The organism is Pseudomonas sp. MDT1-17 (assembly GCF_054898105.1).
Genome location: NZ_JBUBVM010000001.1, coordinates 2,601,830 through 2,613,997, shown reverse-complemented (window position 1 = coordinate 2,613,997; position 12,168 = coordinate 2,601,830). Strand labels below are relative to the sequence as shown.

Below are 12,168 nucleotides of genomic sequence, written 5' to 3'. Positions count from 1 at the left end.
GTCGGCTGCTGTCAGTTGGGTGCTACACACCAGCCTTGAGCTCACACAAACGTATGGTCAGATTGAACCTACCCTTCGGCCGTTGACCCCGCGAGTCTTCAGGTCCACGGTCGGGTCGATTTTCACGCTGGCCGGCTCGGGGCTTTTACCCAGCCGGGACAACGGTGTCACGGTGTAGCCAGCCTGAATTTTGTGTACGGCCGCGTAGTCCGCCGCGCCGTCGGTGTTGGCGCGGCCAATGACCCAGACAAAGGGTGTAGGCGCCGGCAGATGGTTCAGTCCGGCAGGCACCGTCCCGGTCCAGTCCGGCGGTGTCACCAGAAACTGCCCCGCTTGTGTACCCGTGGTGTGCCAGCCCGGTGAGGCGAACACATCGGTCCACAGGTCGAGCATCGGCAGCACGTAAAAACGCCCGGCCGTATCGGGCGCTGCGATCACCAGCGGTTCTTTGGTCAAATCCAGCCAGGCAATGGAATACACGGTGTCGACGTTCGAGCGCACCACCCCTTTGAAATCGGCAGGTGGATACTGCGGCACGCTGACAAACCTATTCATCGGACCTGTACCGAATTCCTTGCCCGGTTCGATGTTGGTGAATTGCTTGCGGGTGATGTCCATGGTCAACAGCGGGTAAAAATAAAGGTAGGCATCCACGCCGGTGACGCGAGCTTCTTCGGCTGTGACTTTCGATTGAGCGTGGCTCGCGAGCGGAAAGATCGCGGTGACTGCAACGGTTAGAGCAACGGCTGTCAATGCTTGAGTTATCAACATTTTGGCGATCGTCCGTGCTGTGGGGAGATCTACCGGGTTCGGCAGAGCTACCGCAACTCTAGACGATCAATTGAAGAGGATCTGACAGCCAGACAGCCGGCTGGTCGGGGTGTTGCGCGGGCGAAACAACCTTGAGCTACACCTCAACGATCTGAACGCAGCAGTGCCTCGACACCGCCCTCCATCGACAGCACCGCCGAGCGGTTTCGCCCCGAATGCTTGGCTTGATACAGCGCCGCGTCCGCTCGTTCGATAAACACTTCCATGCTGTCCCGCCCCGTCGGCACAAACGAATAACAGCCAAGACTGACCGTCACGAAGCCCGAGGGTGAACCGCTGTGGATGATGTTTTTGTCCATGACGCTGCGGCGAATCTGCTCGGCAATCACCATCGCGCCGCGGATGTCAGTGTCGGGCAGCAAAACCGCAAACTCCTCACCGCCGTAACGCACGGCCAAATCGGCTTTTCGATGGCAGCCCCCCTTCACCGCCCGCGCCACTTCAGCCAGGCAATGATCCCCCGCCACGTGGCCGTAAGCGTCGTTGTAGGGTTTGAAGTAGTCGATATCGAGCATGATCAGGCTCAGCGAACTCGCCTGCCGGGCGCCACGGCCGAACTCGATGTCCAGAGCCCCTTCGAACAATCGGCGATTGGCCAGGCCGGTCAGGCTGTCATGCGTCGCAATCAGCTTCAGCGCTTCCTTCGCCTTGCGCAAATCCGCCTCGACTCGTTCGCCGAGGCGCACCTGATAAAGGAACACCCAACCGAACAGCCCCACGCCCAGTACCACCAGGGCAACGATGACCGTGGATTGAAACGCCGTGTCGTGCCAATCCTTGAGAATCGACTCCCTGGATGAGGCGGCGGACACAACCAGCGGATAAGTGTCGAGCTGACGGTAGCCATACAACCGCACAACACCATCGACCAGCGAGCTGAACATCGCGTTACCGGAGGGCGCATGGGGCAGCATCTTCTCAAAGATCTCGCTCTTGGCCAGTGATGTGCCGATCAGCGACTCCACAAATGGCCGTCGCGCCAGCAGCGTTCCGTCGGTCAATCCCAAAAACATCGAACCGTTGTCATCAATGCTGAAGCTTTTGAAGAACTGATCGAAGTACGCCATCTTGATGCCGGCCAACAAGACGCCTTGGAAATTGCCATTCTTGTCGTTCACACGCTTGGATATCGGAATGATCCACTCGCCATTTTTCCGACTGCGAATCGCTGGCCCGATGTGCGCCAGGGATGAGACGTTCTGCTGGTGGAACTTGAAATAATCGCGATCCGCCACACCCGGGCCGCGAGGCAGATCGTCGAAAGAGGTCACGACCCACTGCCCCTTCTGGTCGAACAGAAATATCCCGTGCAATTGATTCAGCGCCTGCACCCGTCGGGCGAAAGTCTTCTGCAAGCGTGGATTTTGCAGCGCGCCGAAACCGTCAGCCTGAATCCAGTCCGCCAGGCTGGTCAGCACCAGATCGGCTTGCATGAAGGTGTCTTCGGCCTGCTGTGCCATGGCCCGTGTCAGGTTTGATGACGCGACTTGCGCCAATGCCAGGTCATGCCGGCGCGACTGCTCCAGTTGCAGGTAAAGCAAACCGCACAGGCTCAGGCACACAACCGCAATAAACAGCACCGCTGCTTTGCGCAGCGGTAAACGTTTCAAGGTGACACCAATAGCGTTGTGCGGATCGTGAAGAGGGATTGGCAAAAGCTCATCCTGCAAGGGCAAGGCATGGGTAAAAGACCCAAAACCCTTATTTTTTGTGAGCTTAGTCTACGGGGGGGTAACGGGCAAATGTCCATTGGCTAGCCGCCGCATCGCACTGTGCAAATGTGCCCGGGCACTTTCTGCATCCCCCAGGCGTATTTGCTCGTACGCACGCTGCGCAATCTCGTGGGGCACAGGCTTGAGTTCGCGCTGTGTCGCCATCGCCATCAACTGCACCTGGGCGGCACGTTCGAGGTAATACAGGTCGTCCCACGCTTCGGCGATGGTTGGCCCGGCGACGATTACCCCGAGGTTCTTCAAAAACACTCCTGCTGGATGTGGCTCAGCGGCCCTGGCGGGTTGCGTTCGGCAGTCATAGCCTGACGGGCATTCAGGCGGCGGTGACGTCCGGTCTGGGCGTGTCGGTGCTGCCCGCTTCGGCGGTATTGCCTGAGCACAGTGTGTGCACCGACTTACCCGAATTGCCACCGACAGAGTTGGCGTTGATCAGCCGCGAGGGTGCGCTGACCGGGTTGCAACGGGCGTTGGTGGAGTTTTTGTGCGAGGAGCTGGGCCAGGCATGATCACAAAGAATCGGCGCTTCCAGGGCGCCCATTTCAATAAAGCACGAGCAACCGTTAGATCAACTTGTCGATCTCATCCAACGTCACCCGGGGAATGAGCTCACCAGGAATCCTTGAAGAACTGGACAGGTTGTACACCTGAAAAACTTCATCTACGACGTACTTCGACAAGATCTCGAACGACGGCAGGATTCGCGTATAAAAATGCTGATCGAGCAGGCATGGCGACGCTAACGTGTCGGCCTCTTCGTAAAAACGGCTCACAGACTGATTCAAGTCGACGCCTACCAAAAACACCTTGGTAAACCCCACGTGATAGGCAATCTGCAATGCCAGATAGGCCACCGTGCGCGCATCAAAAAAACCGCGTTTGAGGTTCTTGCTGAAACCGAGGGTTCTATTGCGGCCATTTCCGAGTTTGCGACTTCTGACGAGTTCTTTATCAGCCCTGAACACCAGGTCCGTCCAGGAGAGCTTGGGTGCTCGGCCGAGTAAATACAGCTCGCCCTCAGGCGCTACCGTCGTGTGCCAGATATGCTCTTCACGCAACGCAACTCGCTGACTGATGCGCATGGCCTGTGAAAACAGTTCGGGCTGCTCCCGGGAAAAGCCTTGATCCGTACAGGCATAAAAGAACGGCCTGATACCCGACCCGGTGAACATAGAGATGGCGCCGTTCATCGTGATCATCGGAATGTCGGCAAACTTTTCCAGCGGGAAATCTTTAGCGGTCGCCCCCGAGGCAATGATAAATACAGCTCCTTTTTGAATGTTGCGGCACTCATCGAGGTCATGCGCATGAAGCATACCTGTGATGAGTGACGAGTTTTTTTGCGCAACATCCATCTTCAATTTCCCTATCCCTTTACATCGATGATCGGTGACTATTTTTGCATTGTGATAGTTTTCAACGGGTGAGCCAACCTTTTGGGTTCGCCATTGCCGGAATCTGCGACGGAGCGCAAAGGCTGACGCAGAGCGCTTGCATCGTTGGTGCATCGATGACATGCCCTTAACCCTACCGATATCGATTCCCCGCCTTCATGCCTACTGCTGGTGTTGCTTCGTGGCTACAGCAGACGTTCCTGCCTGCCGCACATCCAGAATGGGCAGCTCCGAGGGCAGATTCAATCCCCGCAGTACCGCTGTATCGTACCCGTAGACATCGGGCTTAAACATAACTCGACCATCGTTACTCAGGTCCACCGTCCAGTACGCCAACAGCACCGGCACCTTGACGGGAAGTCTGATGTTTTCGGTCTTGCCGTTAGCCAACTGGGCCTTTATCCCCGCGCTATTCCAATGAACCGGGTCGTTGAACAGCAGCTCAACCAACTGCAATGGATTCTCCACCCGTATACAGCCTGAACTGGTGGCACGGCGCGATTGAGCAAACAACTCGCGATGCGGCGTGTCGTGGAGATAAATCGCATAGTCATTGGGAAACCGAATGACCACCTGCCCCAGCGAATTGTCCGGCCCGGCATCCTGTCGTAGCGTGATACCGCGAGCGTTATCCCAGTCGACGGTCGACGGATCGAGCACATTCCCCTCTCGATCAAGGGCTCTTATACGGTTGGCGGCAAGGTAGCCGGTGTCTCTTTGAATTTTTGGCAGCATATCTTTGACGAGGATCGTCGGTGGCACGGTCCAAGTGGGGTTGAACGTTACATAAGTAATCTCGGATTGAAACACCGGCGTACTGCGAAACGGCTTACCGACCTGTACCCGGGAACGCCAAATCGCTTTACCGTCGCGATAGAGCGCAACTTTGTAACCGGCTATATCAACAATGACAAACGTACCCTGAAGTTTGAACAGTAACCAGCGCGCGCGCTCCATGTTCACCCGGACCTGGTCTATCCGCGCCTCTACGGGCACATTCAACGCAGCCAATGTCGCGGCCCCCGCCACGCCGTCCGCGCCCAGGTATTGCTCGGTTTGATACTTTTTCACTGCCGCGGTGACACTGTCGTCGTAATCAGTCCGTTGCTTCATTGATGGGGCCAGATAACCTCCCACCACCAAACGTGCTCGCAACTGCGCGACAGAGGCGTCATCCATGCCTGGCTTGAGCGATTGGCCTTCGGCAATCTTCGGCCAGCCGCCCGCGTCCCGAACCTTGCGCAGTTGCGCCAGGCCCATGCGCAGGCTGCCGTAGACCGCCTCCTGTGGCGGCGCTTGCGCGAAGGCGCGCGCCACGTCATGAGCATCGAGCGCGGCGAATAAGTTGTTCATGTCTCCGCGAGGATCGGCACCCACGGGGTCGAAGTTCCAATGGATGTCCAGGCGCGAAGGGTCAACCTTGCCGCGCCTCAACTGCAGCAGCGCCGTGATAAAGGTCCGGGTGGCAGCAATATCGAACGCCGCCCTTTGCTCCACCGTCGGCTCTGCTGCCTGCATCGACGCTCTGGCGTTCGCCAACTCATCAATATGAAAGTCTGCGGGGTCCAGCCCGTCGGCCTGAGTGTCACTCAGGCTTTTCAATAACTGAATGACATCGCTGTCGTTCGCCCAAGCCGAGCGATAACCGCGGTGCATGTAAAAATCCATGACCACGCGACTCGGATCCATCCGTTGATGGCCACGTGAAGTGAGCAAAGGTGGAAAAGACGAACTCAACGGTTCAAGTGCCGCCTGAATCGCTTGAGCGACGATATCATCGGGTGCCGCGTCGGTTCTGCTGATGACTGAAGATACCGGCTGAATCGGCGAAGTTTGTGCGATCGCTGCGCCGCTGATCAGAAAGCCCATAAAAAAGACGCGGCTTATGACGAATAATCTTGTTAACTGCCCCATGAATAATCCTTAATCGCCCCGTATTCAACGGCTAGCATCCTGCCCACTGCTAGACTCGAAACATTAATGTGAGACTTACCTATGGCGCTAGACCGCTTTGGCTTTCTATTCACGGCCCTGCTGCTGACATCAGTTTCGGTACCGGCAGCCTACGCCGATTCGCTTGAAGCCGCATTGATCAAAGCCGCTCCACATGCCAACGCCAAGGTGATCGGACTGGCCGTCCGTGCTTCCCAATGCAGCTTGGCCCAAGGCGCCGCTCCTGTGCAAAGACTCGCCGTCATCGATTATTCCCTGCCCTCCACCGCGCAACGCCTTTGGGTTTTCGACCTTAAAAAGCGCAAGTTACTGTTTCACGAACTTGTGGCCCATGGTCGCAACAGTGGCGAAAACATGACAGTCAAGTTTTCCAACCAGAATGAAAGCTTTGCCACCAGTTTGGGCTTGTACCGCACGCAATCGAGCTATGTCGGACAGAACGGTTACTCCTTGCGCATGGAAGGACTGGAGCCGGGTTTCAACGACAACGCGTTCGAGCGAGCGATCGTTATTCACGGGGCGCCCTATGTCAGTCCGGTGCTTGCCCGAACCAATGGCCGGATCGGTAGAAGCCTGGGTTGTCCGGCAGTGCGGCCGGCGATTGCGCATAAGTTGATTGATTCGATGAAGGATGGGCAGTTGTTGTTTTCGTATTACCCGGATCAGCGTTGGTTGAAGTCTTCTTCGTATATCAATTGCGGGGGCGGCACTGTAGCCGCGGCTTCAACGCCCGATTCACGCCAATAGACACGGTTTGAACCTGTCAAAATTGTAATCTGCGCCTCAGCCTGCTGAAAGGCATCGCTCGTTAGCCTCGTCGTCAAGCTGTCCTCTCCACGCTGACGGACCGGGAAAACGGAATGCATTCCAACACATCAAGACGTACCTTTGTGAAGGGGCTGGCCGCGGGCGGGCTCCTGGGCGGCTTCGGGTTATGGCGCACGCCTGTCTGGGCCATCGCCAGCCCTGGCGAGCCTCAGGTGCTGGCGGGCACCGACTTCGACCTGTTCATCGGTGAAACCCCGGTCAACATCACCGGCAACCCGCGCACCGCGATGACCATCAATGGCGGCATACCCGGCCCCCTGCTGCGCTGGCGCGAAGGCGACACGGTCACGTTGCGGGTGAGGAACAAACTCAACGCTGACACTTCCATTCACTGGCACGGCATTCTGCTGCCGGCCAACATGGACGGCGTGCCGGGCCTGAGCTTTCACGGCATCGAACCGGGCGGGATGTACGTCTATCAATTCAAGGTTCGGCAGAACGGCACTTACTGGTACCACAGCCATTCAGGCTTACAGGAACAGTCCGGCGTTTACGGGCCGTTGGTGATCGATGCGAAGGAGCCGGAGCCTTTCCAGTACGACCGCGACTATGTGGTGATGCTGACCGACTGGACCGACGAAGACGCCGTCGACCTGATGAAGACGCTGAAAAAACAGTCGGACTACTACAACTACAACAAGCCCACCGTGGGTGATTTCATCCACGACGTGAGCGAGAAAGGTTGGGGGGCCACGGTTGCCGATCGAAAGATGTGGGCCGAAATGAAGATGAACCCCACGGACCTGGCCGACGTCAGCGGCGCAACTTACACCTACTTAATGAACGGCCAGGCGCCGAACTCGAACTGGACGGGTGTGTTCCGGCCGGGCGAGAAGTTGCGCCTGCGCTTCATCAATGGCTCCGCCATGACGTACTTCGACGTGCGTATTCCCGGGCTGAAAATGACGGTGGTCGCTGCGGATGGGCTGTACGTCAAACCGGTGAGTGTCGATGAGTTTCGCATTGCGGTGGCGGAGACCTTCGATGTGATTGTCGAGCCGACCGAAGCGGCTTACACCTTATTCGCCCAGTCGATGGATCGGACTGGCTTTGCACGTGGCACGCTTGCAGCGAAGGCTGGTTTATCCGCGTCGGTACCGCCACTGGACCCTCGACCGCTGGTAACCATGGATGACATGGGCATGGGCGGGATGGATCACGGCAGCATGGCGGGCATGGATCACAGCCAGATGACGGGTATGGATCACAGCGGCATGGCTGGAATGGGCGAAATGCAGTCCCATCCCGCGACGGAAAGCAACAATCCTCTGGTAGACATGCAGGCCATGACCACCTCACCCAAACTCGATGACCCTGGCCTCGGCCTGCGCAACAACGGCCGCCGCGTCCTGACCTATTCCGACCTGCGCAGCACCTTCGAAGACCCGGATGGCCGCGAGCCCAGTCGTACTGTCGAACTGCACCTCACTGGCCACATGGAAAAATTCGCCTGGTCGTTCAACGGCGTGAAATTCTCCGACGCCGAACCCCTGCGCCTCAAATATGGCGAGCGGATCCGGGTGGTGCTGGTCAACGACACGATGATGACCCACCCCATCCATCTGCACGGCATGTGGAGCGACCTCGAAGACGAGAACGGCGAGTTCATGGTGCGCAAACACACCATCGACATGCCGCCCGGTTCCCGACGCAGCTATCGCGTCACCGCCGATGCGCTCGGCCGTTGGGCCTATCACTGCCATCTCCTGTACCACATGGAAATGGGCATGTTCCGTGAAGTTCGCGTGGAAGAATGAGGCGCCTACCCATGACCAGACTCACTCCCCTCTCATTGGCACTCGTGACCGCGAGCCTGACGCTCTCTTCGGCGATGGCCGCCACCGACGACATGCAGAACATGGATCACAGCCAGATGCAGGGCATGGACCATAGTCAAATGCAAAGCATGGACGACGGCCAGATGCAGCCCGCCGCGCCGACCGAAAGCCGCACGCCGATCCCGCCGCTGACCGATGCCGACCGTGCCGCCGTGTTCGTCAGCCCGGACGGCCATAACGTGCATGACTCCGCGCTCAACTACCACTTCCTTGCTGACAAACTCGAATGGCAGGACGCCGATGATGGCAGCACCCTGGCCTGGGATTTCTCAGGCTGGATCGGGGGCGACATCGACCGCCTGTGGCTGCGCTCCGAAGGCGAACGCACCAACGGCAAGACCGAAGATGCGGAAGTCCAGGCCCTCTGGGGCCACGCCATCTCCCCGTGGTGGGACCTGGTGACCGGCGTTCGCCAGGATTTCAAACCCGGCGACCCGCAAACCTGGGCGGCATTCGGTGTACAAGGCATGGCGCTGTACAACTTCGAAACCGAAGCTACGGCGTTCATCGGTGAAGGTGGCCAAGCCGCCGCGCGACTGGAAGGCGACTACGACATCCTGCTGACCAACCGGCTGATTTTGCAGCCAACCGCCGAACTTAATTTCTACAGCAAGAACGACCCGCAACGAGGCATCGGTTCCGGCCTGTCCAACACCGAAGCGGGCCTGCGCCTGCGCTATGAAATCCGCCGGGAAATCGCGCCCTACATCGGCGTAACCTGGAACCGCACCTACGGCAAAACCGCCGATTACGCCAACGATGAAGGTGAGGATCGCAGCGAAGCACGCCTGGTCATTGGCGTTCGCCTGTGGTTCTAAACGCACTGACTCAACAACCAAAAAAACAACCGCTTAAAGCGGAAAGAGGCCTCGCATGCGCATTCTCAAAACCACCGCTGTTGCCATTGGGCTGCTCATGAGCGCGCTCGCTCAAGCGCACCCGAAACTGCTTTCCTCCACTCCGGCGGAAGGTGCGGATGGCGCGGCACCGAGCAAGATCGAACTGCACTTCTCGGAAAACCTCATGACCCAGTTCTCCGGCGCAAAATTGGTCATGACGGAAATGCCTGGCATGGCGCACTCCCCCATGCCCATGAAAGCCAAAGTCTCCGGTGGTAGCGATCCGAAAACCATGGTTATCACACCGCTTTCGCCACTGCCTACCGGCACCTACAAAGTCGAATGGCGCGCCGTGTCGTCGGACACTCACCCGATCACCGGTAACGTCACATTCAAAGTGAAGTGATGGATGAGCGACTCGGTCAGCATTGCCCTGCGCTTTGGCTTGTATGTGGATTTGATGTTGCTGTTTGGCCTGGCGCTGTTTGGGCTGTACAGCCTGAAAGAACGGGAACGGGTATCGGGCGCGGTGTTGCCGTTTCGGTCGGTGTTGACGGGGTCGGCGTTGCTGGGTGTGCTGCTTTCTGTCGCCAGCATGGTGATGATGGCCAGCGCTATGAGCGGTGAGACGGACTTTGCCGAGTTGCGCCCGCATATTGAGATGATGGTGTTTGAGACGGACGTGGGACTGGCTTGGACGGTTCGCATTGTTGCGCTGGTTGTCGGCGGCTTAGCAGTTATGTTCAACCAACGAACGCCCGGCGTCAGTCTGCTGATGGCGTCTACTGCCGCAGGCATCGCCCTCGCCAGTCTGGCATGGAGCGGTCATGGGGCGATGGATGAAGGTGGCCTGCGGTATTGGCATTTCATCACCGACATCTTGCATCTGCTGGCGGCGGGGGCGTGGCTTGGTGCGTTGATCGCATTTGCCTTATTAGCGAGGATCAACTCACTGCAAAGCGAGGAGCGCACCCGGCTGCTGGTCCGTGCTGTTAATCGATTTGAATGGGTGGGCGCAGTGATTGTGGTCGTGATCACCGTGACGGGAATCGTGAACTACCTGTTCATCGTCGGCCCTAAACTTGACGAGGTGTTTCTCAGTACCTACGGGATTTTACTATTTATTAAAGTGGGGCTGTTTGCCGGGATGCTGGTGCTGGCCGCGTTGAATCGGTTTCACCTTGGGCCACTTTTGGAACGGTCGCTGCGGGACAGGCAATACCGGGTAGCGGCGAATGCATTGCGGCGTAGTGTGGTAGTAGAGTTGGTGGGGGCGGTGTTGATTGTGGGGTTGGTGGCCTGGTTGGGGACATTGAGTCCAGAGATGGAAGTGAGCGCGGAGTAACGTAAAGGGCACCACTTGATATGGATCAATGACGGCCTCTCTTGCTTGGGACTAAGCTCAAGATAATCCCTCGGATCGGGTACACAATATGCTCTGGTTTCGCAGTCACCTATCGCTGCTGATCCGCCAAGTGCTCGCACTGTGGCTGTTGGCCTTTGCGGTAGCGGCGAGCCAGGGATGCCTGAGCCTGCCGCCTCATGACCTGACCACCGCCCATGAAATCAGCCGCAGCGCCGGCCATGACGACAGTCATGAGCTGCATGCCAGCGGCTGCCTGCCATACTGCGAACACAGCTCGACAGCACTGAGCCCCACCCTACCCCTGCCCACCTTCGAACACACCCTTTGGGCCGTCCTGTTTCTGCTGCCCGCGCTGATTCTGAGTGCACGCTCCCAGACTCCGTTCGCGTTTCTCACCTTACACCGCCCGGCGCCACCCCGGCCGCCAGCACGCCTGCGCTTCGTTCGCTTCAACGATTAAAACCGTCCTCCGAGCGCCCGGAATTCCGGCCGCCCCCTTTTGGCTTCGCCTCTTTAGCGCGGCTCAATAGTTCCTGTACGTCCCTGACTCACTGGAGATTGCCATGCATACGCACTTCAAAACACTCGTCGCCGCACTGCTCATCAGTAGCCCATTGGTTGCTCTGGCCGTCGACGAACATCACCCCGACACACCGCCAACCGTACCGGCCACCGCCACCGCCACCGCCACCACGCAAGACAAGGCCATGAGCGAACAGATGCAAAAAATGCAGGCGGCCCACGAAAAAATGATCGCAGCCAAAACCCCGGCCGAACGCCAGGCCGCCATGCAAGAAGGCATGGCCACGATGAAGGACAGCATGGGCATGATGCACAACCACTGCCAAGGCATGGGAATGGGAATGGGAATGGGCAAAGGCATGTCCCACGGCAAGGACCGCTCAGACCAGATGATGAACATGATGATGAAAATGATGGATCAGCAATCGAGCATGATGAAGATGCCGATGAGCAACTAACGTCCTTAAAGAAGCGCTTGACCTTGCCATCGTGGCAGGGTCAACCATCGACCCACGTCATCACACCACCTGCCACTCACAGTAAAAGAGGCTTACGCAATGAACAGCACTGAACTGCAAGTCGAAGGCATGAGCTGCGGGAGCTGCGTCAAACACATCAACGCCGCGTTGCAGCCGCTCGCCGGGGTGGGTGAAGTGACAGTCGATCTGGCGTCCGGTCGGGTCAAGGTAACTGGGGATGCCGAGAGCGATGTTCTGTTATCCGCACTGAAGGAGGCAGGGTATCCAGCAAGCGTACTGACAGAAGACCAGCATGAAGGTGTAAAGAAAAAATCTGGCTGCGGCGGTTCAAGTTGCTGCTGTCACTGAATCCGCCCCGACCAGGATGATGTTGAGCGGGGCAGCAGAA

Annotated in this window: 11 protein-coding genes and 3 pseudogenes; 9 read left to right on the top strand and 5 right to left on the bottom strand. The window is 58.0% G+C overall.

Features of this window, described 5'->3' with window-relative positions; all coding sequences use genetic code 11:
- Positions 1-93: 93 nt before the first annotated feature.
- The 3 genes and pseudogenes from ACYZTX_RS12065 to ACYZTX_RS12055 all read right to left on the bottom strand — a co-directional run.
- A pseudogene (locus tag ACYZTX_RS12065) lies at positions 94-771 on the bottom strand (DUF1254 domain-containing protein); the annotation flags it as partial.
- A 143-nt stretch (positions 772-914) separates the two neighbouring features.
- The gene (locus ACYZTX_RS12060) at positions 915-2,486 is read right to left on the bottom strand and encodes a sensor domain-containing diguanylate cyclase (RefSeq protein ID WP_462034227.1); all 1,572 of its coding nucleotides are present in this window, start codon (positions 2,484-2,486) and stop codon (positions 915-917) included.
- Between the two features lie 66 nt (positions 2,487-2,552).
- A pseudogene (locus tag ACYZTX_RS12055) lies at positions 2,553-2,813 on the bottom strand (class II aldolase/adducin family protein); the annotation flags it as partial.
- Positions 2,814-2,815: 2 nt separating this feature from the next.
- Between ACYZTX_RS12055 and ACYZTX_RS12050 the strand changes: the two are divergent.
- Positions 2,816-3,070: pseudogene (locus ACYZTX_RS12050) on the top strand (LysR substrate-binding domain-containing protein); the annotation flags it as partial.
- 54 nt (positions 3,071-3,124) lie between these two features.
- Here ACYZTX_RS12050 and ACYZTX_RS12045 read toward each other — a convergent pair.
- Complete coding sequence (locus tag ACYZTX_RS12045) at positions 3,125-3,916, bottom strand: lipopolysaccharide biosynthesis protein (protein WP_462034226.1); 792 nt, start codon at positions 3,914-3,916, stop codon at positions 3,125-3,127.
- 201 nt (positions 3,917-4,117) lie between these two features.
- Positions 4,118-5,869 carry a L,D-transpeptidase family protein gene (locus ACYZTX_RS12040; RefSeq protein WP_462034225.1) on the bottom strand — a complete coding sequence of 584 codons (1,752 nt, stop codon included), beginning with the start codon at positions 5,867-5,869 and terminating at the stop codon, positions 4,118-4,120.
- An 81-nt stretch (positions 5,870-5,950) separates the two neighbouring features.
- Between ACYZTX_RS12040 and ACYZTX_RS12035 the strand changes: the two genes are divergently transcribed.
- The 8 genes from ACYZTX_RS12035 (at position 5,951) to ACYZTX_RS12000 (ending at position 12,128) form a co-directional block, all read left to right on the top strand.
- Positions 5,951-6,655 carry a murein L,D-transpeptidase catalytic domain family protein gene (locus ACYZTX_RS12035; protein WP_462034224.1) on the top strand — a complete coding sequence of 235 codons (705 nt, stop codon included), beginning with the start codon at positions 5,951-5,953 and terminating at the stop codon, positions 6,653-6,655.
- A 113-nt stretch (positions 6,656-6,768) separates the two neighbouring features.
- Positions 6,769-8,493 carry a copper resistance system multicopper oxidase gene (locus ACYZTX_RS12030; RefSeq protein ID WP_462034223.1) on the top strand — a complete coding sequence of 575 codons (1,725 nt, stop codon included), beginning with the start codon at positions 6,769-6,771 and terminating at the stop codon, positions 8,491-8,493.
- A gap of 11 nt (positions 8,494-8,504) precedes the next feature.
- Positions 8,505-9,392, top strand: a complete 888-nt coding sequence (locus ACYZTX_RS12025; protein ID WP_462034222.1) for a copper resistance protein B — start codon at positions 8,505-8,507, stop codon at positions 9,390-9,392.
- 55 nt (positions 9,393-9,447) lie between these two features.
- Complete coding sequence (gene copC, locus ACYZTX_RS12020) at positions 9,448-9,819, top strand: copper homeostasis periplasmic binding protein CopC (RefSeq protein WP_462034221.1); 372 nt, start codon at positions 9,448-9,450, stop codon at positions 9,817-9,819.
- A gap of 3 nt (positions 9,820-9,822) precedes the next feature.
- Positions 9,823-10,758, top strand: coding sequence for a copper homeostasis membrane protein CopD (gene copD / locus ACYZTX_RS12015; RefSeq protein ID WP_462034220.1), 936 nt, complete (start codon positions 9,823-9,825; stop codon positions 10,756-10,758).
- Positions 10,759-10,846: 88 nt separating this feature from the next.
- Positions 10,847-11,239 carry a hypothetical protein gene (locus ACYZTX_RS12010; protein ID WP_462034219.1) on the top strand — a complete coding sequence of 131 codons (393 nt, stop codon included), beginning with the start codon at positions 10,847-10,849 and terminating at the stop codon, positions 11,237-11,239.
- Between the two features lie 103 nt (positions 11,240-11,342).
- Positions 11,343-11,759 (top strand): hypothetical protein, encoded by a 417-nt coding sequence (locus tag ACYZTX_RS12005; RefSeq protein ID WP_462034218.1) that lies wholly within the window; start codon positions 11,343-11,345, stop codon positions 11,757-11,759.
- Positions 11,760-11,858: 99 nt separating this feature from the next.
- Positions 11,859-12,128: a heavy-metal-associated domain-containing protein gene (locus ACYZTX_RS12000; protein WP_348134640.1), complete on the top strand. Its 270-nt coding sequence runs from the start codon at positions 11,859-11,861 to the stop codon at positions 12,126-12,128.
- Positions 12,129-12,168: the final 40 nt, after the last annotated feature.

Bases quoted from the DNA above. Each gene is read 5' to 3' on its own strand.
- copD (WP_462034220.1), top strand. From the start codon at position 9,823: ATGAGCGACTCGGTCAGCATTGCCCTGCGCTTTGGCTTGTATGTGGAT.
- ACYZTX_RS12035 (WP_462034224.1), top strand. From the start codon at position 5,951: ATGGCGCTAGACCGCTTTGGCTTTCTATTCACGGCCCTGCTGCTGACA.
- ACYZTX_RS12045 (WP_462034226.1), bottom strand. From the start codon at position 3,916: ATGGATGTTGCGCAAAAAAACTCGTCACTCATCACAGGTATGCTTCAT.
- copC (WP_462034221.1), top strand. From the start codon at position 9,448: ATGCGCATTCTCAAAACCACCGCTGTTGCCATTGGGCTGCTCATGAGC.
- ACYZTX_RS12025 (WP_462034222.1), top strand. From the start codon at position 8,505: ATGACCAGACTCACTCCCCTCTCATTGGCACTCGTGACCGCGAGCCTG.
- ACYZTX_RS12000 (WP_348134640.1), top strand. From the start codon at position 11,859: ATGAACAGCACTGAACTGCAAGTCGAAGGCATGAGCTGCGGGAGCTGC.
- ACYZTX_RS12030 (WP_462034223.1), top strand. From the start codon at position 6,769: ATGCATTCCAACACATCAAGACGTACCTTTGTGAAGGGGCTGGCCGCG.
- ACYZTX_RS12010 (WP_462034219.1), top strand. From the start codon at position 10,847: ATGCTCTGGTTTCGCAGTCACCTATCGCTGCTGATCCGCCAAGTGCTC.
- ACYZTX_RS12040 (WP_462034225.1), bottom strand. From the start codon at position 5,869: ATGGGGCAGTTAACAAGATTATTCGTCATAAGCCGCGTCTTTTTTATG.
- ACYZTX_RS12005 (WP_462034218.1), top strand. From the start codon at position 11,343: ATGCATACGCACTTCAAAACACTCGTCGCCGCACTGCTCATCAGTAGC.